This is a genomic window from Sphingomonas sp. (assembly GCF_032114135.1).
In the GTDB taxonomy this organism is placed as follows: Bacteria; Pseudomonadota; Alphaproteobacteria; order Sphingomonadales; family Sphingomonadaceae; genus Sphingomonas.
In genome coordinates, this window is record NZ_DAMCTA010000001.1 from 489,763 (window position 1) to 509,358 (window position 19,596).

The 19,596-nt window shown below is 66.5% G+C and carries 20 protein-coding genes and 1 tRNA gene; 1 reads left to right on the forward strand and 20 read right to left on the reverse strand.

Annotated elements, in window-relative coordinates:
• Positions 1-2: 2 nt before the first annotated feature.
• The 7 genes from RT655_RS02395 to RT655_RS02425 all read right to left on the reverse strand — a co-directional run bounded on the left by RT655_RS02395 (position 3) and on the right by RT655_RS02425 (position 7,091).
• Positions 3-782, reverse strand: a complete 780-nt coding sequence (locus RT655_RS02395) for a TatD family hydrolase (protein WP_313534790.1) — start codon at positions 780-782, stop codon at positions 3-5.
• The gene (gene metG / locus RT655_RS02400; protein ID WP_313534791.1) at positions 779-2,284 is read right to left on the reverse strand and encodes a methionine--tRNA ligase; all 1,506 of its coding nucleotides are present in this window, start codon (positions 2,282-2,284) and stop codon (positions 779-781) included. The genes RT655_RS02395 and metG overlap by 4 nt, the downstream gene beginning before the upstream one ends.
• Positions 2,285-2,329: 45 nt before the next feature.
• Entirely contained in the window at positions 2,330-3,313 is a 984-nt protein-coding gene (locus RT655_RS02405) for a DNA polymerase III subunit delta' (RefSeq protein WP_313534792.1), read from the reverse strand.
• Positions 3,314-3,318: 5 nt separating this feature from the next.
• Positions 3,319-4,485 carry a D-alanyl-D-alanine carboxypeptidase family protein gene (locus RT655_RS02410; protein ID WP_313534793.1) on the reverse strand — a complete coding sequence of 389 codons (1,167 nt, stop codon included), beginning with the start codon at positions 4,483-4,485 and terminating at the stop codon, positions 3,319-3,321.
• Between the two features lie 32 nt (positions 4,486-4,517).
• Positions 4,518-5,276: an SPOR domain-containing protein gene (locus RT655_RS02415; protein ID WP_313534794.1), complete on the reverse strand. Its 759-nt coding sequence runs from the start codon at positions 5,274-5,276 to the stop codon at positions 4,518-4,520.
• A gap of 67 nt (positions 5,277-5,343) precedes the next feature.
• Positions 5,344-6,381 carry a lytic transglycosylase domain-containing protein gene (locus RT655_RS02420; protein WP_409530231.1) on the reverse strand — a complete coding sequence of 346 codons (1,038 nt, stop codon included), beginning with the start codon at positions 6,379-6,381 and terminating at the stop codon, positions 5,344-5,346.
• 161 nt (positions 6,382-6,542) lie between these two features.
• Positions 6,543-7,091, reverse strand: a complete 549-nt coding sequence (locus RT655_RS02425) for an FxDxF family PEP-CTERM protein (protein WP_313534796.1) — start codon at positions 7,089-7,091, stop codon at positions 6,543-6,545.
• Positions 7,092-7,343: 252 nt separating this feature from the next.
• Between RT655_RS02425 and RT655_RS02430 the strand changes: the two genes are divergently transcribed.
• A tRNA-Ser gene (locus RT655_RS02430) sits at positions 7,344-7,433 on the forward strand.
• Between the two features lie 335 nt (positions 7,434-7,768).
• Here the strand turns inward: RT655_RS02430 and rpmE are convergent.
• The 13 genes from rpmE to rpsB form a co-directional block, all read right to left on the reverse strand.
• Positions 7,769-7,999, reverse strand: a complete 231-nt coding sequence (rpmE, locus tag RT655_RS02435) for a 50S ribosomal protein L31 (RefSeq protein ID WP_064313046.1) — start codon at positions 7,997-7,999, stop codon at positions 7,769-7,771.
• An 82-nt stretch (positions 8,000-8,081) separates the two neighbouring features.
• Complete coding sequence (locus RT655_RS02440) at positions 8,082-8,297, reverse strand: hypothetical protein (protein ID WP_313534797.1); 216 nt, start codon at positions 8,295-8,297, stop codon at positions 8,082-8,084.
• A gap of 19 nt (positions 8,298-8,316) precedes the next feature.
• A complete protein-coding gene (gene fabZ / locus RT655_RS02445; protein WP_313534798.1) occupies positions 8,317-8,796 on the reverse strand; it encodes a 3-hydroxyacyl-ACP dehydratase FabZ in 480 nt (159 codons plus the stop codon).
• Positions 8,793-9,551 carry an OmpH family outer membrane protein gene (locus RT655_RS02450; RefSeq protein WP_313534799.1) on the reverse strand — a complete coding sequence of 253 codons (759 nt, stop codon included), beginning with the start codon at positions 9,549-9,551 and terminating at the stop codon, positions 8,793-8,795. The genes fabZ and RT655_RS02450 overlap by 4 nt, the downstream gene beginning before the upstream one ends.
• Positions 9,552-9,553: 2 nt before the next feature.
• Entirely contained in the window at positions 9,554-12,301 is a 2,748-nt protein-coding gene (bamA, locus tag RT655_RS02455) for an outer membrane protein assembly factor BamA (protein WP_313536885.1), read from the reverse strand.
• Between the two features lie 68 nt (positions 12,302-12,369).
• Positions 12,370-13,503 (reverse strand): M50 family metallopeptidase, encoded by a 1,134-nt coding sequence (locus tag RT655_RS02460; RefSeq protein ID WP_313534800.1) that lies wholly within the window; start codon positions 13,501-13,503, stop codon positions 12,370-12,372.
• Complete coding sequence (locus tag RT655_RS02465; RefSeq protein ID WP_313534801.1) at positions 13,500-14,657, reverse strand: 1-deoxy-D-xylulose-5-phosphate reductoisomerase; 1,158 nt, start codon at positions 14,655-14,657, stop codon at positions 13,500-13,502. The genes RT655_RS02460 and RT655_RS02465 overlap by 4 nt, the downstream gene beginning before the upstream one ends.
• Positions 14,654-15,454, reverse strand: a complete 801-nt coding sequence (locus RT655_RS02470) for a phosphatidate cytidylyltransferase (protein ID WP_313534802.1) — start codon at positions 15,452-15,454, stop codon at positions 14,654-14,656. Before RT655_RS02470 ends, RT655_RS02465 begins: the two co-directional genes overlap by 4 nt.
• Positions 15,451-16,119 carry a polyprenyl diphosphate synthase gene (gene uppS / locus RT655_RS02475; RefSeq protein WP_409530255.1) on the reverse strand — a complete coding sequence of 223 codons (669 nt, stop codon included), beginning with the start codon at positions 16,117-16,119 and terminating at the stop codon, positions 15,451-15,453. The genes RT655_RS02470 and uppS overlap by 4 nt, the downstream gene beginning before the upstream one ends.
• 108 nt (positions 16,120-16,227) lie before the next feature.
• A complete protein-coding gene (gene frr, locus RT655_RS02480; protein WP_313534805.1) occupies positions 16,228-16,785 on the reverse strand; it encodes a ribosome recycling factor in 558 nt (185 codons plus the stop codon).
• A gap of 33 nt (positions 16,786-16,818) precedes the next feature.
• Positions 16,819-17,547, reverse strand: coding sequence for a UMP kinase (gene pyrH, locus RT655_RS02485; protein ID WP_093292574.1), 729 nt, complete (start codon positions 17,545-17,547; stop codon positions 16,819-16,821).
• Positions 17,548-17,670: 123 nt separating this feature from the next.
• Complete coding sequence (gene tsf / locus RT655_RS02490) at positions 17,671-18,600, reverse strand: translation elongation factor Ts (RefSeq protein ID WP_313534807.1); 930 nt, start codon at positions 18,598-18,600, stop codon at positions 17,671-17,673.
• 82 nt (positions 18,601-18,682) lie between these two features.
• Entirely contained in the window at positions 18,683-19,438 is a 756-nt protein-coding gene (rpsB, locus tag RT655_RS02495) for a 30S ribosomal protein S2 (protein WP_019369395.1), read from the reverse strand.
• Between the last annotated feature and the right edge of the window lie 158 nt (positions 19,439-19,596).

The following is a 19,596-nucleotide window of genomic DNA, read 5'->3' on the forward strand; positions in this document are numbered from 1 at the left end:
GGTCACGCCAACGTCTTGGCGAAGAGCGAGTGGAAGTTGGCGCGGGTCGCCTCGGCCAGCATCTCCGGATCTTCGCCGCGGAGTTGCGCGAGGAACTTGCACGTGTCCGCTACGAAGGCAGGTTCGCCGGTCTTGCCGCGATGCGGCACCGGCGCGAGGAACGGCGCATCGGTTTCGATCAGCAGCCGGTCCAGCGGCAGCGCGGCGGCGGTTTCCTGCAGGTCCTTGGCATTCTTGAACGTCACGATACCCGAAATCGATATGTAGAAGCCGAGTTCCAATGCGATCTCGCCAAAGGCGCGGCTGGCGGTGAAACAATGGATCACGCCGGGGAAGGCCCCCTTCCCCATTTCCTCGCGCAGGATCTCGGCGGTGTCCTCCTCGGCATCACGGGTGTGGACGATGATCGGCAGCTGGGTTTCGCGCGACGCCGCCAGATGCGCGCGGAAGCTCGCCCGCTGGCGATCGCGGTCGCTATGGTCATAGTAATAATCCAGCCCGCTCTCGCCGATGCCGACCACGCGCGGGTGCTGCGCGCGCTCGACCAGCTTGGCGGTGTCGACATGGGGGTGCGTGTCCGCCTCGTGCGGATGGATGCCGACGCTCGCCCAGACATCCGCCTCGCGCTCGGCGACGGCAATCACCTGGTCCCACTCGTTCTCGCGCGTTGAGATGTTGAGCATCGCCACCACGCCCGCCTCACGCGCGCGCGCCAGCACCTCGGGCTGCTGTTCCCCGAGACCCTTGTAGATCAGGTGGCAATGGCTGTCGGCGAGCTTCATGCGTCCTCGGAAGCCTGGAGTTCAAGTCGCGGAAAGATGGGGGTCGGGGGTGCGATCTTGAAGTCCGCATCACCATCGGGGCCGAGCTGGGCGAGCAGCTTGGCCGCCGAGGTCGGCACCACGGGTTCGATCGTCACGCCGAGGCGACGGATCGCCTTGAGCAGCGTGCCCAGCACCGCGTGCATCCGCTCTGGATCGGTCTTGCGCAGCGCCCAGGGGGCCTGCGCATCGATATACTGGTTGCAGGCGAACACACCGGTCATCCAGGCTTCGACGCCCTGGCTCAGCGCCAGATCCTGGAACGTGCGAGTGAAGGCGGCGCAGGCGGTGTCGACCTCGGCCAGCAGCACCGCATCGGCATCGTCAGCGCGGCCAGCCTGCACCGTGCCTTCGCAGTTCTTGGCGATGAAGCTCAGCGTGCGCTGCGCCAGATTGCCGAAGCTGTTCGAGAGATCGGCATTGGCGCGGGTGACGATCGCCTCGTCGCTGAACGTGCCGTCCTGGCCGAAGCTGACGTCGCGCAGCAGGAAATAGCGCAGCGCATCGACGCCGTAGGTTTCCGCCAGCTCCATCGGATCGACGACATTGCCGACCGACTTCGACATCTTCTCGCCGCGGTTGAGCAGGAAGCCGTGGCCGAATACCTGCTTGGGCAGCGCGATGTCGGCGGACATCAGGAAGGCGGGCCAATAGACGGTGTGGAAGCGGACGATGTCCTTGCCGATCAGGTGCAGATCGGCCGGCCAGTAGCGCGCCAGCCGCTCGGCATCGTCGGGGAAGCCGGCGCCGGTCAGATAGTTGGTCAGCGCGTCGACCCAGACGTACATCACATGCCCCGGCGAGCCCGGCACCGGCACGCCCCAGTCGAAGCTGGTGCGGCTGACCGAAAGGTCTACCAGCCCGCCCTCGACGAAGCGCAGCACTTCGTTGCGGCGCGATTCTGGGCGGATGAAGTCGGGGTTTGCGGCATAGAAGTCGAGCAGCGGCTGCTGATACTTCGACAGGCGGAAGAACCAGGTCTCCTCCTTGGTCCACTCCACCGGCGTGCCCTGGGGCGAGAGCTTCTGGCCCCCTTCCCCCTCGACCAGTTCCTTCTCTTCGTAGAAGGCCTCGTCGCGGACCGAATACCATCCCTCGTAGCGATCGAGATACAGGTCGCCCTTCGCGGCCATCTTCTCCCAGATCGCCTGACTGGCGCGGTAGTGATCGGCCTCGGACGTGCGGATGAAGCGGTCACACGAAATGTCGAGTTTCTCCGCCATTACGCGGAAATGGCTCGACATTTCGTCGGCGAGCTCGCGCGCGGTCATGTCGCGGGTGCGGGCCGTCTGCACCATCTTGAGGCCATGCTCGTCGGTGCCGGTCTGGAAGAACACGTCGCGACCCTGCTGGCGCTGGAAGCGTGCGATCGCGTCGGCGGCGATCATCTCATAGGCATGGCCGATATGCGGCTTGCCGTTGGGATAGTGGATCGCGGTGGTGATATAGAAGGGGTCAGCCATGCCCGCCGCTTTAGGATGCGGCGCAGCAACGGGCAACCTGTACCCTCAGCGGCGCGCGAGGCGGGCGAGGATGCCGCTCATTTCGAACACGGTGGCGGTGGCGTCGAGCGACAGGCCAAGTGCTGCGCCGGCAAGCTCGCGGGCGGCACCATAGGCATCCAGCGCGGTGCGCAGTGCCTCGCCCTCCAGCCGCTTGGCACGCGCGGCGATGAAGCTGGGCGTGCGCTCCAGGAACGCCTCGTAGCGCGGCTGCGCAGCCTTGGCGCCGAGCTGGCGGCCAAGCCGGGTGCGCAGCGCATTGTCGGGATCGCCATGATCGGCGAGCTGCGCCATGTCCGCTTCCAGTGCCGACAGGTCGAGCCCGGCGAAGCGCATCGCCCGGCCCGGCGAGCCTTCCGCTGCCTCGACGAGCGCGGCGATCTCGAGCTCGCTCGCCTCCGGAATCTGGCGGCGGAGCACCGTTGTCGTCTCGGCGTCGCTCAGCGGCTCGAAGCGAAGCAGCCGGCAGCGCGAGCGGATCGTCGGCAGCAGGCGCCCGGGCGCGTGGCTCACCAGGAGGAAGATCGTCCCCGCCGGCGGCTCCTCGAGATTCTTGAGCAGCGCATTGGCGCCGCCGCGCTCGAGATCGTCGATCGCGTCGATGATCACCACCCGGCGCGGGCTCAGCGAGGGCTTGGTCGCGAACAGCGGCTGGAGGCTGCGCACCTGCGCGATGGTGATCGAGCGGGCGAGCGCCTCGTCGGGCTTGTCGGCATCCTTGGGCAGCCGCGCGAGGATCTTGAGGTCCGGATGGCTGCCGGCGGCAATCAGGCTGGCGGTGCGAGTCGACTCCGGCACGTCCCAGCCCGGCAGCAGCCGGTCGGGCTCGGCGGCTTCGGCCAGCATCCGCGCGGCGGCGATGCGGGCGAAGCCGCCCTTCCCCACGCCCTCCGGCCCGGCAATCAGCCAGGCATGGTGCAACGCGCCGCTCGCCATGGCGGCGGCGAGCGCGTCGCGGGCTTGGCTGTTGCCGATCAGGGCGTCGGCCAAGGCGATCAGGCCAGATGGAGCAGCGACATCAGCCCCGCCCAGGCGCGGCCGAAAAAGCCCGCCTGGCCGACATCCTCGGCGGCGACCAGCGGCAGCACCTGCTGCGGCATGCCTTCGCCTTCGATGATCAGGTCCGCGATATGGTCGCCCTTCTTGAAGCCGGCCTTGACCGGACCCTGATAGACGATCTTTCCGGCCAGCTTGGGGCTCAGGCCCGAAGGCAGCGTGATGTTGAGGTCGCGGGGTGCGACGACCGACACCTTGTTGGTGGTGCCGCCCTGCACGTCGACGGTGCCGACGGTGCGGTCCTTCTTGACCACCGGCTTGGTGCTCCAGGCGGCGAAGCCCCAGCGCATGAAGCGGACGGATTCGTCGGCGCGAGCGCTGTAGCTGTTGACCCCGGCGAGCACCATCACGAGACGGCGGCCATTCTGCTCGGCCGAGCCGGTGAAGCCATAGCCCGCCTCTTCGGTGTGGCCGGTCTTGAGGCCGTCGGCACCGGGCACCTTGCCGAGCAGCGGATCGCGATTGCCCTGTTCGATCGCGGCACCGGCACCCAGCGTCTTGCCCCAGGTGAAGCTCGGCAGCGAATAGAAGGACTTGTAGAGATCGGGGTAGTCGCGGATCGTCGCGGCGGCGAGATGCGCCAGGTCGCGCGCGGTCACATAGGTGCGGCCTTCATCGGGCCAGCCGTTCGACGTGCCGAAATGGCTGTTCGTCAGGCCGATCTTCTTGGCCCGATCGTTCATCAGGTTGACGAAGCCCTCCTCCGTGCCGGCAATGCCTTCCGCCAGCACGACGCAGGCGTCATTGCCCGAAAGCGTGACGATGCCCTTGAGCAGGTCCGCCACGGTCGGCTGCTCGCCGACGCCCAAGAACATGGTCGAGCCCTGCGAGTGCCACTTCTTCCAGGTCTCGGGGCGGACCTCGATCTTCTGGTCGAGCTTGAGCTCGCCCTTCTTGATCAGGTCGAACGCGACATAGACCGTCATCATCTTCGCCATCGAGGCCGGCGGCATGCGGCGATCGGCATCCTTGGCGAACAGCACCGCCCCCGAGGACATGTCCTCCATGTACGCGATCGGTGCGGGCGTCGGGAAATCCGGGCCGGCGGCCTGCAGCGGAGCGGCGATGGCGAGCGCCAGGAACGAGGCGGCGGCGAGCTTCTTCATGATGATCGGTCCAGAACGCGAAAAGGTGACCCCTATCGGGCCATGGTGCGGCGCGCATCTCCGAACCCGGCCCGAACGGCCCCTTCCCGCGCCCGCTCCGCCGCCGCCTCCGTCGCGAAGGGGCCGAGCTGGACACGATAGAGCCCGCCCCCTGCCTTTACGAAGCCCTGTAGCTTTTGGGCAAGCGCCTGCGCGCGTTCGGGCGAAGAAAGTGCGGCCACCTGCACCAGATAGCGGCCCTGCGCGGGCTTCGGGGCGGGGGGCTTGGCGGCGGACCGGGATTTCGCCGGTGCCGCAACGCTCGCGGCGGGATGCGGAATGACGTCGGCGATCGGACCGAGTTGCGATGGCGGAGGCGGAGGCGGCGGCAGGGGCTCGCCAGGGTCTGCCGCCGGGAGCTGCAGTCGCAGCGCACGGAGCAAGGCGGGCGGCGAATCGATGCGCGGCTGTGCGGCGCCCGCGCTGCGCAGCGCGGCCTGGTCTTCGGAAGACGGTCGTACCGCACGGATGCGGACTGCCACGGGCTGCTCGACGGGAACGCCGAGCTGGCGCGCCGCGCCTTCGGAGATCACCGCGATCGCACCGGGGACCGCACTGGTCTCGGTAATCCGGACTAGGATCGTGCGGCCATTGTCGAGCGCAGTCACCTCGGCATAGCTTTCGACCGGCAGGGCCGGGCTCACCGCCAGCGCGGCAGCGCCGAGCGATCGGACCGCGGCATAGCCCACCGCGTCATATCGGCCATCGCCCGGCTGCAGGCCGGACGTACCGTGCGGTCCGTTCGCGGACACGGTCGGGTCTGCATCCTGTGCATGGGCGCTCGTCGCTGCAAGCAGCGCAAGGGCAAGCGTGATCGGTCTAGCGTTCCACTGCATCGGCAAGCAGGCCTACCGACAAAGCGTAAAAATTCGAGCAATTATAGTCGAGGATCACGCGGTAATTGCCGGTGAGCAGATAGGCGGTGGCACCCTGCCCGTCTGGCTCGAGCAGCGTCGCCAGCACGTCGTCGCCCGGCCAAGCCCGCGCCTGCGGCACGACGCCGAGCGCGCGCCATTCGGCCATCGTCTTCCATTGGCTCTGGCGACCGTGCACGCGCGGGCAGCGCGGACTGTTGGTGCGGTTGGCGATCAGACGGCGATCCAGCGATGCGGGCACCGAGACCGCAAAACCCCAGGGCACCCCCGCCCGCCATCCCGCGTTCACGAAATAATTGCCGATCGAGGCCAGCGTGTCCGCGTCGCTGTTCCAGATGTCCGCCACACCGTCGCCGTCACCGTCGCGGGCGAGGCGCAGATAGACGCTGGGCAGGAATTGGGGCCCGCCGAACGCGCCTGCCCAGCTGCCGACCAGCTTATCGCGCGGCACGCCGCGATCGATCATCTTGAGCGTGGCGATGAACTCGTCGACGAACAGTGCCCGGCGCCGTCCTTCATAGGCGAGGCTGGCCAGCGCGCGCGGCAGGTCGAACCCGCCCATCACCCGGCCGTAACTCGTCTCGTGACCCCAGATTGCCACCATGATCGATTCGGGCACGCCGGTCTCGCGCTCGATCGCCGACAGCCGACCCCGCGCGCGCAGATAGGCAGCCCGGCCGCGGGTGATGCGATCGGCATCGACATGGCGGGCACGGTACGGCGCGAAGGCAGGCACGGGCGCATTGGGGCTGCTCTCCGGCTGCTGGCGGTCCAGCTCGACCACACGGGCATTGTAGGTGAGCGTCGGGATCACCGCATCGATCGCGCGGCGGCTTACGCCCGCGGCGGCCGCCTGCGCGGCAAGAGTCTGGAGATAGCTTTGGAAGCCCGCCTCGTCCTGCGCCAGCGCAGGGCTTGTCGGCATGACGAGGGCGGTGGCGAGACCGGCAATTCCGGCGAGATACGAGCGGATACGCGACATGCACCGGCTGTTGCACAGCCACGCGCGCACAGAAACCCCGCGCGGCGCTTCGATACGACGAAAGCAGCGGTCGACGGCGACCAAAAGAAAAACACCGGCCGCGCGTTGCGCAACCGGTGTCCTTCGATCCAGCGCACCCTAGAAGGTGCAGCAGGCGTAGTTCAGGCGAACGCGACGCGGACGCTCTGGCGACGGCGCAGTGCGCCACCGACGAACGCAAAGCCGCCGATCATCATCGCCCAGCTGGCGGGCTCGGGAACCGGGGCGAAGGTCGCCTGGGCGCCGTACGAGCCATTGCCGCGCGACATGCCATTGATGACAATGGTGTTCGGCTTGCCGGCAACGATCGGCACGTCGTTAACGAACACCGCTTCGTTCAGCCCACCATAGGTGCCGGTGAGTGCGATGCCGTTGAACACGACCGAGAACAGGTCCAGATCGTTGGCTGCCTTGAGCTTCACCGCGCTGGTGGTGATCGAAGCGCTGCCCGTCAGGTAAGCCGGCAGGGTGAAGGTGTAGATGTGCTGGAAGTTGCCCTTGACGATGCCCGACTTGCCGAAGTTGGCCGAGTAGGTGCCGTCAGCGCCCGGAACGATGTTCATGTTCGCGCCGGTGTAGTTGGTGGTGACGACCGTCGCGGCCTGCGCCGGGGCCGAGAAAGAAGCAACGGCGGCGATGGCGCCGAGCGCCGGGAGAAGCTTGGTGATCATGAACCCTCTGTTTTCGCTGGAGTCGAAACGATTGCTGTAAGCCCCTCCTGACCTATACATCGGTACGTCCCGCGCAACGCTCCGCTGGTCCCGAACGGGGACCAAGTCCCGGATCGGGACGGCACGCCCCTCCGCGTTTACGATCTTTGTGGCTTGGGGCGCCGCGACTCGAATGTGACATCCCCGTGAACGCGGTATTGCGACGAATGGATTGATCCGCGGAGCAAGTGGGACTAGGCGCTATCGCCGCGCGGAGAGATGGCCGAGTGGTTTAAGGCAGCGGTCTTGAAAACCGCCGTGGGTGCAAGCTCACCGTGGGTTCGAATCCCACTCTCTCCGCCACAACCGGGTGGCTTCCGCGCTCTCGCACGGTGCGGCGGCTTCCATCCTGGCCTGGCCTCAGACGGGACGCATGCAAGACTGGGTACGTTGCCGTACGCAGTCGCCGAGCCAACGCGATCCGCGGGCACCACCGCCCAATTGCCTGATTTGCGAACCGCAGACGCACTGATCACAAAGGAATCATCGCGCGCGCTTGGCGCTGAATGGGCGCCGCCGCATGCCGACGAGGTACCAACCAGCAGACGGCGAAAACGAAAGAGGCTCCCGGCGCGCCATCGCACGCGGGAGCCTCTGTTGAAGCTTGGCGCCGGGCGACGCCGCCCGGCGCGAGCGCCTTACTTCTTGCCGAGCGTGAGGCCGCCGAAGCGCTTGTTGAAGCGCGCGACCTGGCCACCCTGGTCGAGCAGCTGACCGCGACCGCCGGTCCAGGCCGGGTGCGCGAGCGGATCGATCTCGAGCTGCATGAGATCGCCTTCCTTGCCCCAGGTGGAGCGCGTCTCGTACACGGTGCCGTCGGTCATCTGCACCTTGATCATGTGGTAATCGGGGTGGGTGTTCTGCTTCACATCGAATTCCTTGAAAAAAGCCGCCGGTTTCCGACCGGCAGCGGACGCGCGCGCCTAGCAAAGCGCGTGCGCCAACGCAACCTCATTGCCGCATGCCCCACCAGCGGCGGAGCGCGACGAGCGACCAGATCGCCTCGACCAGTCCGAACGGCCAGGCCCCCTGGAGGAAGCCATAGGCCGAGCCGAGCAGGCAGGCGCCGGCAAAGCCGAGCACCCACCAGCTCGAGCGCGCCTCCAGCGCATAGGTGACCAGCATCGCCGTCACCGCGAACAGGCCGAACCAGGTCAGTGCGTCCATGGTCCGGCTCCGGCTTCGCTCACGCGCTGGGCGGATCGGCGATCATCGCGGTGAATTCGCATTCGGCCGCCAGTTCGCCGTCGATCAGCGCCTTGCCGGCGAACTTGCAGACGCGCGAGCGCTTCTGCACGAACTCGACATGGAGCTTGAGCAACACGCCCGGCTCCACCGGCTTGCGGAACTTCACATTGTCGATCGCCATGAAGTAGACGAGCTTGCCCGAGCCGGCGAGCCCGAGCGACTCGACTGCCAGCACGCCCGCTGCCTGGGCAAGCGCCTCGACGGTGAGCACGCCCGGCATGATCGGGCGCCCGGGGAAATGGCCCTGGAAGAACGACTCGTTGATCGTCACCGCTTTCACCGCGACGATCGACCGGTCGAGGATCAGTTCCTCAACGCGGTCGACCAGCAGCATCGGAAAGCGGTGGGGCAGCGCAGCCATCACCCGCCCGATATCGAGCGGACCGATGTTGCTGCCCCCCTGCTCGCCCGTGCTCACCGCGGCTCGGGCTTGGCCGGCCGGGTCGCAGGCGCGGTCGCCGGACGGGCTGCGCCCGGTGCTGCGGCGGCACCCTGCTGTTGTTGCTGCTGCGCACGGGCGGCATTGATCTGATAGGCGCGACGCTTCAGCTCGTTGACCTGCTGCTGGAACTGCACGGTCCGCTGCTGCGGCTGCCAGTTGGCCGGCGGGGTGATCGCCACGGTCGGCGTCTTGTCGAGCTCGGCGACGACGGCGTCGGTGATGTCCACCGCTTCGGGGGCGTAGACGATCGCTTCCGGCTGCAGGATCACGTTGACCTTGCGCGCATTGACGACCGAGATCTGCGCCGCGTCATAGAGCGCCAGGATCTTCTCGAACGCAAACAGCTCCGCCAGGATCGACGGCATCTGCAGCTTCTGGATTTCCTCGTTCGCCTGGTTCTGCAGGGTCATGAGCTGGGTGTAGTTCGGGTCCTTGCGCGCGGCTGCAGCCTGCTCCTCGGCTTCCGAAACCTGACCGTCCTTGTTGGTGTCGATCGTCGCGATCAGCGAACGCGCGTCGGTCTGGAATTTGGTCTGGCGCGCCTGGATCTGGTCGCGCACCGGCTTGTAGGTCGTGTCCAGCTGCGTCTCGGCAGTGGTGAACGCCTTGGCGCGGGTGATCGCCTCGATCGTGCTGATGGTGGCGATGCCGGCGACCTGCGCCGACGCCGGCGCAGCGACGGCCATCGCCGCGGAGGCGGCAAGCGCCGCCGCGAATACACGGTTCTTCATCATTAGAACTGAGTCCCTACGTTGAAAGTAACAAGCTTCTTGTCATCGCCCGGCTGGCTGACCAGCGCCTTGGCGACGTCGATACGCAACGGGCCGAAAGGCGAATTCCAGTTCACGCCGAAGCCCACGGAGATGCGCGGCGACGCGGTGCTGCCGCGATACTGCTCGTAGAACAGACCGCTCTGATTGAGCGCGCGCGTGTTGATCGACGTGCCGACGCAAGGCTGGCCCGCGGCGGCGGCATAGCCGATCGTGCAGGTCGTGTAGCTGCCTTGCAGCGCGCCCGTCGTCACCGTGTACAGCGGGTTGCCCGCGGTGTCGTTCAACGGCCGCGGCGTCACCGACGGCGACCCGTCGGCGTTGACCCCGGGTAGGCCCGTCTTGGGATCGATATAGGCCGGGAAATAATTGTTGGTCTGCGGCCGGCGGATCGAGAACAGCGAGCCCATCTGCACATAGACCGAGGGACGCAGGCCCAGTTCTGCCGCGCCGGAGCCCAGCGGAAGCTCGAGCTCCGCTTTGGTGAGATAATAGGCCTTGCCGCCCAGCGCGTCGTCGACGACCTGATCCCGGGTCGTGATGAGCGCCTGGGTGCCCAGCGCGGGATCGCCGGTATATTGGTAGCGCTGCACGCGCGGGCCGACACCGCGGATGTCGAAACCGCGAAACTGCGGCTCGCCGAGATAGAAGCGATCGGTGATCCGGACTTCGCTGCCGTCGAGGCTCTTGATCGCGCCGCCCTCGCCGGTGAGCGAGAAGACGAAACCGCTGCCCAGGCCCCAGTATTTCGCGCCGTCGATGCGGCCACGCACATAGCGCACGTCGCCGCCGAGACCGGCAACGTCGACCCCCATCGAGACGCGCTGACCGCGCGTCGGGCGCAGACGGCTGTTCAGGCTGTCATATATCAGCGACAGGCCGACCAGCGAGGTCAGACGATTGCCCACGGCTTCGCAATAATAGCGGCCGGCCAGGAACGGGTCGCACTTGCCGTCGGTGTAGAAGGTCGACTGATCAAGCGTGACGTCGTCCTTGGCGAGATAGTAGCGCGCCGACAGCGTCCAATATTCGGTCAGCGGCAGGCCTGCCACCAGCTGGAAGCCCGTCGACACCTGCTTGTAGGTGGTGTTGCGGGTGTTGTTCAGGCCGAAGTTGAAGCTGTTATAGTCGCGGCGGAAGATCGTAGCACCCAGCGCGATGTTGCTGTCGAACAGATAGGGCTCGGTGAAGCCGAGTTCCACCGACTTCGAATAGCTCGAATAGTCGGCCGAGATGCTCGCCGTCTGACCCATGCCACGGAAGTTGCGCTGGCGGATCGACGCCTGGAGGATGAAGCGCTCCAGGCTCGAGAAGCCGGCGGACAGCGTCAGTTCGCCATTGGGCTTCTCTTCGACGTTGGCAGCCAGCACGATGCGATCGGGCGCCGAGCCTTCCTTGCGCTCGATCTCGAACTTGTCCTGGAAATAGCCCAGGCTGTTGATGCGGTCCTGCGAGCGCTTGACCAGGAAGGTGTTGAAGGCGTCGCCCTCGGCCACGCGCATTTCGCGGCGGATCACCTTGTCCTGCGTCTGGCGGTTGCCGGTGATGTCGACGCGCTCGATATAGGTGCGGTTCGCCTCGCCGATGTGGAAGTTCATCGACATCGTCAGCGCATCCTTGTTGCGCTGGAAGTCGGGGCGGACGTCGGCAAAGGCATAGCCGAACAGGCCGGCGGTCTCGCTCAGCTGCTCGACCGTGTCCTCGACGGCCTTGGCGTTATACCACTGGCCTTCCTTGATCGGCAGCGCCGCGGCAAGCTTCTTGTCGTCGAAGTCGCGGATCGCGCTGTTCACCGTCACGGGACCGAATTTGTAGCGCGGGCCTTCTTCCACCACGTAGGTGATGATGAAGTCCTTCTTGTCCGGCGTCAGCTCGGCCACCGCCGAGATCACGCGGAAATCGGCATAGCCTTCGGTCAGGTAGAACTGGCGCAGCTTCTGCTGGTCATAGGCCAGGCGATCCTGATCGTACGACGTGTTCGAGCTGAGGAAGTGCGACAGGCTGGCGACCTTGGTCGCCATCTGCGCGCGCAGCTTCTTGTCGCCGAACACCTCGTTGCCGATGATGTTGATCTGGCGGACCTTGGACTTCGCGCCCTCGTGGATCTCGAAGATCACGTCGACGCGATTCTGGTCGAGGCTGACCATCTTCGGTTCGACGCGCGCAGCGAATCGGCCCTGGCGGCGATACAGCTCGATGATCCGCGCGATGTCCGCACGCACCGCGGTGCGCGTAAAGATCTGACGCGGCCTGAGCTTGATCTCCTTGTCGATCTTGTCCTGCTTGAGGCGCTTATTGCCCTCGAACACGACGCGGTTGATCACCGGGTTCTCGCGGATGCGGAGCACGAGATTGCCGTCCTCGACCCCCTCGATCGCCACGTCGGCGAGCAGTTCGGAGGCGAGCAGGTCCTTGATCGCCTGGTCGATCGTCTCGTTGGTGTAGCTGTCGCCGACGCGCAGTCGCGTATAGCTAAGCACCGTCTCCGGCTCGATGCGCTGCGAGCCTTCCACCCGCAGCGACTTGATCGTGCGCACCACCGCCGGGGCTACCGGGGCGGGCGTCGCCTGGGCTTGCGCCGCCGGGGCCGCCGCGGGCTTTGCCGCGGTCTGCGCCTCTGCCGGCGCTACCACGCCCGACAGGATCGTCCCTGCCAATAGCGTAGCCGTCGCCCGCGCGCCCAAATTGCTTGCCTTGATCGCAGTCACCATCCCACCCCAGTCGGAATCCAAATATTGCCGGAACGCGCGCGGCATATTGCCGCCCTGCACGAACCCCCTCAACCGATCAAGCCGGCCAGATGTCTCCACACACCGAAAGCGCCCAGATCGTTGAGCGTCACGAACAGCATCAGCGCGAGAATTGCGAGCATGCCGCCCCGGAACGCCCATTCCATCACCTGCGGCTCCACCGGGCGCCGGCGGACCGCCTCGACGGCGTAGAACAGGAGATGACCACCATCCAGTACCGGAACTGGCAACAGGTTGATGAATCCCAGATTAATGGAGACGAGCGCGATCAGAAACGCGAACTCGATCGGCCCCATGGAAAGACGTTCGCCCGATACCTGGGCGATCTTGAGCGGCCCGCCCAGCTCGGCAACCGAGCGACGGCCGGTGATGATCTGGCCCAGCCCATCCACCGTCATGCGAACGATGTCGGCAGTGGTGCGCAGGCCGACCAGCGGCGCTTCGAGCAGCCCCACCGGCACCTGGGTAGAACCTGCCGCGCCGATGCCGAGCTGGCCGATCTTGAACTCGTTGCCGAAGCGATCGCGCTCCAGCCGCGTGCCGATCACCGCATCGACGCTGCGCGCTGCACCGCCGCGGACAAAATCGACCCGCACCGGCTCGTTCGGCCGCAGCTGGGTGAATTGCACCATATCGGCATAGGTTTCGACCGCGCGGCCACCAAGGCCGGTGATGCGGTCGCCGGATTGCAGGCCGGCCTTGGCGGCAGCGCTGCCCTGGATCACCGTGCCGATCACCGACGGCGTGCGGTTCTCGCCGAACATGAAGGCGAAGGTCGAAAGGATGACGACCGCGATCACGAAGTTCATGATCGGGCCCGCCGCGACGATGATCGCGCGCTGCCACAGCGGCTTGGCCTGGAAGGTCTTGGCGCGCTCGCTCGCCGGCAGCTGCAGCCATTCGGGCGATGCCTGGCTCGCCGGGTTCATGTCGCCCGCGAAGCGGACATAGCCGCCCAGCGGCAACAGGCTGAACTTCCAGCGCGTGCCGCGACGATCCGTGATGCCGGCGATCTCACGCCCGAAGCCGATCGAGAATTCCTCGGCCTTCACCCCGAAGATGCGGCCCGCCAGATAATGTCCCAGCTCGTGCAGGAACACGAGCGGCCCGATCACCAGCGCGAACGCCAGAATGGTGAGCAGGATGCCGGGGGATTGGATCAATCGACGCAGTCCTTCACTCGCTCAGCCGCATAAAGCCGCGCCTCCGCATCGATCGCCAGCACGGCGTCGAGCGTTTCCGGCGCGGCCGGGTCATAGCGCGACAGCGTATCGGCAGAGATTGCGGCAATTTCAAGAAATCCGATCCGCCCGGCGAGAAAGGCCGCGACAGCGACTTCGTTGGCGGCGTTGAGGATCGCCGGACGTGCCCCGCCCGCCTTCAATGCCTCCATCGCGAGCGCGAGCGCCGGGAAGCGATCGAGATCGGGATTTTCGAACTCGAGCTTGCCCACCGCGGCAAGGTCGAGCGGCGGGCACGGCGTCTCCATCCGCTCGGGCCAAGCCAGTGCAAAGGCGATCGGCGTCCGCATGTCGGGCGTGCCGAGCTGGGCCAGCACCGAACCGTCGACATATTCCACCATCGAATGGACGACCGACTGGGCGTGGACCAGCACCGCGAGTTGATCCGCAGCGACCGGGAACAGGTGGAAGGCCTCGATCAGCTCGAGCCCCTTGTTCATCATCGTCGCCGAGTCGACCGAGATCTTGGCGCCCATCGACCAGTTGGGGTGCGCCACCGCCTGCGCCGGGGTGATCTCGCGCATCGCCGCCTTGGGCGTCGATCGGAACGGCCCGCCGCTGGCGGTGAGGATGATCCGGCGAACCCCCTTGGGTGCGGTGCGATCGAGGCACTGGAACACGGCATTGTGCTCCGAATCGACCGGCAGCAGCGTGGCGCCATAGGCCCGGGCCGCCGCCATCATCACCTCGCCCGCCGAAACGAGCGACTCCTTGTTGGCGAGCGCGACCGTGCCGCCGGCTTCCAGCGCCGCCATCACCGGCTTGAGGCCCGCGCTGCCGACGATCGCCGCCATCGTCCAGTCGGCGCCCATCCGGGCAACGTCGCATACCGAATGCGCCCCGCCCATCGCCTCGACGCCGCTGCCGGCCAGCCGTTCCTGCAGCGCCGGCAGGCAGGTTTCGTCGGCGACCACGGCGCAGCGCGCGCGGGTGCGGATCGCCGCCGCGGCGAGCTTCTCGACATCGCAATTGGCGGTCAGCGCCACGACTTCGAAGGCGTGCGGATTTCGTTCGATCAGATCCAGCGTAGAGGTGCCGACCGAACCGGTCGCCCCCAACACCGTGACGCGCTTCACCACCAGTATCCTCCCACAACCACCTGATGATGGATCGCAAAAAACAAAGCCGCAACCGGGGCTGCGAAGACCAGCCCGTCGAGACGATCGAGAATGCCGCCATGGCCGGGCAGCAGATTGCTCGAATCCTTGACGCCCGCGACGCGCTTCAGATGGCTCTCGTACAAATCGCCGATCTGCGACGCGAGGGCTACCACCGGCGATACTGCCACCAGCCACCACCCGATCGCACTGCCCGGGGCGATCGCCACGAAGGCGGCGGAAAACAGGGTCGCGGCAATCAGCCCGCCGATCAGCCCCGCCCAGGTCTTGTTCGGGCTGATCGCCGGCGCGAGCTTGGGGCCGCCGATCGCGCGACCGGCGAAATAGGCGCCGCTGTCGCACAACCAGACGATCGCCATCGACCACAGCGTCGCGGCGAAACCCTGGGGATGGTCACGAAGCAGCAGCAGCGCGAGCACCGGCAGCCCGACATAGACCTGCCCCGCAGCGAGCTTGCCGTTGCGGCTGACGATCGCGACGAAGAAGAACGCCCCGAAGATCAGGCCAAACGCCAGGAACCCGGGGCCGGCGGCCGCCGGGCTCAGGATCGCCAGCGGCACCGTCATCACATATTGCGTTAAACGGCGCCTGCCCTCGTCACCGGCCAAGGTTGCCCATTCGCCGATCATCAGCACCGCTGCCACGGTGATGACCAGCCAGAAGCCCCAGCCGCCTGCCCACAAAGCGGCGAGCGCGAGCCCGACCAGCGCGAGCCCGACGACAGCACGTTTCGGAAGATCGGAATTTTTGCTCACAGGCCCCCGAAGCGCCGCTGGCGCCGCCCGAACTGGGCCAGCGCATCGGCCAGCGCACGCTCGTCGAAATCGGGCCACAGCGTGTCGACGAACAGCAGCTCGGCATAGGCCGCCTGCCACAACAAGAAATTGGAAAGCCGCTGTTCGCCCGAGGTGCGGATCATCAGATCCAGCGGCGGCAGGCCCGCCGTTTCCAACTCGCTCTCGAACCGCGTCTCGTCGATTGCGCCGGGATCCAGCATGCCATTGCGCGCCTGCTCGGCCAGCCGCCGGGCAGCCGCAAGCAATTCCGCCTGCGCGCCATAGTTGAGCGCGAGCACCAAGGTCGGTCCGGTATTGCCCGCGGTGCGTGCGATGGCGGCGTCGATCATCGCCACCAGATCGGGCGAAAGCTGGCGCCAATCGCCGATCACGCGGAGCTTGACCCCATCCGAGACGATCTCGTCCAGTTCGCGCTCGAGGAACTGCCGCAGCAAGCCCATTAGCGCGCCGACCTCTTCTTCGGGCCGCCGCCAGTTCTCGGACGAGAAGGCGTAGAGCGTCAGCACCTCGATGCCGAGCGTGCGCGCCGCCCGCGCGACGCGGCGCACGGCTTCCACCCCCTGGCGATGGCCAGCGACACGCGGGAGCAGGCGCTTCTTCGCCCAGCGCCCGTTGCCGTCCATGATGATCGCGACATGGCGGGGCGGCGGGGTTCCGCCGCCCGAAGCGGAGGCCAGCTTAACGGCCACCGCGCCCTGCCCTTTCGGCCGCACCAGGAGCTCCGGGGCGGATCACTTGTTCAGGATTTCCTTTTCCTTGGCCGCGGCCGCCGCGTCGATATCGGCGATCGTCGCGTCGGTGATCTTCTGAACTTCGGTCTCGTGGCGCTTGCGCTCGTCCTCGCCGAACACGCCCTTCTTCTCGTCGGTCTTCAGGCTGTCCATGCCGTCGCGGCGCACGTTGCGCGCGGCGATGCGGGCCTTTTCGGCGTACTGGTTGGCGAGCTTGGCGAGCTCCTTGCGGCGCTCCTCGGTCAGGTCGGGGATCGGCAGGCGCAGCGTCTGGCCGTCGACGATCGGGTTGAGGCCGAGGCCGGCCGAGCGGATCGCCTTGTCGACGGGGCCGACGTTCGACTTGTCCCACACCTGCACCGACAGCATGCGCGGCTCGGGTGCCGAGACGGTCGCCACCTGGGTGATCGGCATGTGCGAGCCATAGACCTCGACGGTTACCGGATCGAGCAGCGTGGTCGAGGCGCGGCCAGTGCGGAGACCGGTCAGATCGTGCTTGAGTGATTCCACGGCGCCGGCCATGCGGCGCTCGAGGTCTGCCTTGTCATATGCGGCCATGTTCGGCGTTCCTTGAAGCTTGGGTACAGGAGGTTACGCGGCGTCCGCGTCCTGGACGATGGTGGAAGTCCCCTCGCCCCGGAGCACCGAGGCGAGATTGCCCTCGCCGCGGATGTTGAACACCACGATCGGGATATGGTTGTCGCGGCACAGGGCGACGGCGGAGGCGTCCATCACCTTCAGATTGTCGGCGAGGACGCGGTCATAGCTCAGCGTCTCGTAGCGCTTGGCGGTCGGCACCTTTTTGGGATCGGCGTCGTACACGCCGTCGACCGAGGTACCCTTGAACAGCGCGTCGCACTTCATCTCAGCGGCGCGCAGCGCGGCGGTGGTGTCGGTGGTGAAGAACGGCAGGCCGGTGCCCGCCGCGAACAGCACGACGCGGCCCTTCTCCATATGCCGCTCGGCGCGGCGGCGAATATAGGGCTCGCACACGCTGGCCATCGGGATGGCGGACTGGACGCGGGTCTCGACGCCGACCTTCTCGAGCGCGTTCTGCATCGCGAGCGCGTTCATCACGGTGGCGAGCATGCCCATGTAATCGGCGCTGGCGCGGTCGAAGCCCTGGGCTGCACCGGCGATGCCGCGGAAGATGTTGCCGCCGCCGACGGTCATGCAGATTTCGAGGCCGCTTTCCTTGGCTTCCTTCACCTCGAGTGCGACGCGCTCGCAGGTCTCGGGATCGATGCCGAACTGACCCTGGCCCATCAGGACCTCCCCCGACAGCTTGAGAAGGATGCGGCGGATGGTCGGAGCGGTCATGGGGTTCCTGAAATCTTGAGAAGCGGACAGCGAAGCGGCGCGGACCCTAGAGGAGCCGCGCCGCGCGAACAAGCGTGGATGCCGGGGAAAGGCCGTCGAAACGGCCCCGCCCGGCGCGCCTGATTACTTGGTGAGACCGGCGGTCGCAGCCACTTCGGCAGCGAAGTCGCTCTCTTCCTTCTCGATGCCTTCGCCGAGCTGGAAGCGGACATAGTCCTTCAGCACGATCGCCGAACCCGAGTCCTTCGCCGCCTTGGCGATGACGTCCGAGACCGGGGTCTTGCCGTCCATCACGAACAGCTGGCTGAGCAGGGCATTCTCCTTGGCGAACTTCTTGACCGCGCCATCGACCATCTTCTCGATGATCTCGGCGGGCTTGCCGCTCTCGGAAGCCTTTTCGGCAGCGATCGCACGTTCGCGGGCGAGCACGTCCTGATCCAGGCCGCTTTCGTCGAGCGCCAGCGGGAAGGCGGCGGCGATGTGCATCGCCAGCTGCTTGCCGAGCGGCTCGAGCACGTCAACACCGGCTTCCGATTCGAGCGCGACGAGCACGCCGATCTTGCCGAGGCCCGGGGCCGCCGCATTGTGGACGTACGGGATCACCGCGCCCTTGGCGACTTCGACCTTCTTGGCGCGACGCAGCACCTGGTTCTCGCCGATGGTGGCGATGTTGGCGGTCAGCGCCTCGTCGACGGTCTGGCCCGACTCCATCTTCGCAGCCTTCAGCGCGGCGACGTCATCACCGGTCTCGAGCGCGAGCGACGTGGCTTCGCGGACGAAGTTCTGGAAGATCTCGTTCTTGGCGACGAAGTCGGTCTGCGAGTTCACCTCGACCGCGACACCCTTGGTGCCGGCAACCGCCAGGCCGACAAGGCCCTCGGCAGCGGTGCGGCTCGACTTCTTGGCGGCGGCGGCGAGGCCCTTGGCGCGCAGCCAATCGGCAGCGGCTTCCATGTCACCGTTGGTCTCGGAGAGCGCCTTCTTGCAATCCATCATGCCGGCGCCGCTCTTTTCGCGGAGTTCCTTGACGGCGGCTGCAGTGATCTCGGCCATGTCTCTATTCCTCAGTTAAAAGTCGGGCGGAGCAGTGCGTGTGCCCTGCCCCGCCCCGATTACGGTTCGATGACGCGGGCGATCAGCCTTCGACGGCTTCCTCGACCGGCGGCTGCTCGGCAGCACCGAAGTCATAGCCCTGCTGCATCAGAGCCTCGCGGCCGCCACGGGTCGCGGCGATGGCGATGGCTTCGCAGTACAGGCGGATGGCGCGGCTGGCGTCGTCGTTGCCCGGGACCGGAAACGCGATGCCGTCCGGCGAGACGTTCGAGTCGAGCACAGCGACGACGGGGATGCCAAGCGTGTTGGCTTCCTTGATCGCCAGCTCTTCCTTGTTCGCGTCGATCACGAACATGATGTCGGGGATGCCGCCCATGTCGCGGATGCCGCCGAGCGACAGCTCGAGCTTGTCGCGCTCACGGGTGAGCTGCAGCACTTCCTTCTTGGTGAGGCCGTGCGTGTCGCCCGACAGCTGCTCTTCGAGCGTCTTGAGGCGCTTGATCGAGTTGCTGATGGTCTTCCAGTTGGTGAGCATGCCGCCCAGCCAGCGGTGGTTGACGAAGTGCTGGCCCGCACGACGCGCTGCCTCGGCAATCGGCTCCTGTGCCTGGCGCTTGGTGCCGACGAACAGCACCTTGCCGCCGGCGGCGACGGTCGAGCTGACGAACTCGAGCGCGCGGGCGAACAGCGGAACGGTCTGCGACAGGTCGATGATGTGAACGCCGTTGCGATCACCGAAGATGTAGGGCTTCATCTTCGGGTTCCAGCGATGGGTCTGGTGACCGAAGTGCGCGCCCGATTCGAGCAGCTGCTGCATGGTGACGACGGGTGCCGCCATAGGGATAACTCCTTCCGGTTGGTCCTCTGGGAAGCGGGAATTCGGAATCGCTCCGAACACCGGGTTATGATGCTTCCCATGCGGGGTTGAGGCGGGCCGCTTAGTTGATTGCGCAGCCCAACACAAGCTGGAACATTATCGGAACATCGCTTGACGGC

Coding starts and splice junctions, on each gene's coding strand:
- metG (WP_313534791.1), bottom strand. CDS start 2,284: ATGGCTGACCCCTTCTATATCACCACCGCGATCCACTATCCCAACGGC.
- pyrH (WP_093292574.1), bottom strand. CDS start 17,547: ATGACCGCTCCGACCATCCGCCGCATCCTTCTCAAGCTGTCGGGGGAG.
- bamA (WP_313536885.1), bottom strand. CDS start 12,301: ATGGTGACTGCGATCAAGGCAAGCAATTTGGGCGCGCGGGCGACGGCT.
- RT655_RS02425 (WP_313534796.1), bottom strand. CDS start 7,091: ATGATCACCAAGCTTCTCCCGGCGCTCGGCGCCATCGCCGCCGTTGCT.
- RT655_RS02420 (WP_409530231.1), bottom strand. CDS start 6,381: ATGTCGCGTATCCGCTCGTATCTCGCCGGAATTGCCGGTCTCGCCACC.
- rpsB (WP_019369395.1), bottom strand. CDS start 19,438: ATGGCGGCACCCGTCGTCACCATGCAGCAGCTGCTCGAATCGGGCGCG.
- tsf (WP_313534807.1), bottom strand. CDS start 18,600: ATGGCCGAGATCACTGCAGCCGCCGTCAAGGAACTCCGCGAAAAGAGC.
- frr (WP_313534805.1), bottom strand. CDS start 16,785: ATGGCCGCATATGACAAGGCAGACCTCGAGCGCCGCATGGCCGGCGCC.
- RT655_RS02450 (WP_313534799.1), bottom strand. CDS start 9,551: ATGAAGAACCGTGTATTCGCGGCGGCGCTTGCCGCCTCCGCGGCGATG.
- RT655_RS02395 (WP_313534790.1), bottom strand. CDS start 782: ATGAAGCTCGCCGACAGCCATTGCCACCTGATCTACAAGGGTCTCGGG.
- uppS (WP_409530255.1), bottom strand. CDS start 16,119: ATGGACGGCAACGGGCGCTGGGCGAAGAAGCGCCTGCTCCCGCGTGTC.
- RT655_RS02440 (WP_313534797.1), bottom strand. CDS start 8,297: ATGGACGCACTGACCTGGTTCGGCCTGTTCGCGGTGACGGCGATGCTG.
- RT655_RS02410 (WP_313534793.1), bottom strand. CDS start 4,485: ATGAAGAAGCTCGCCGCCGCCTCGTTCCTGGCGCTCGCCATCGCCGCT.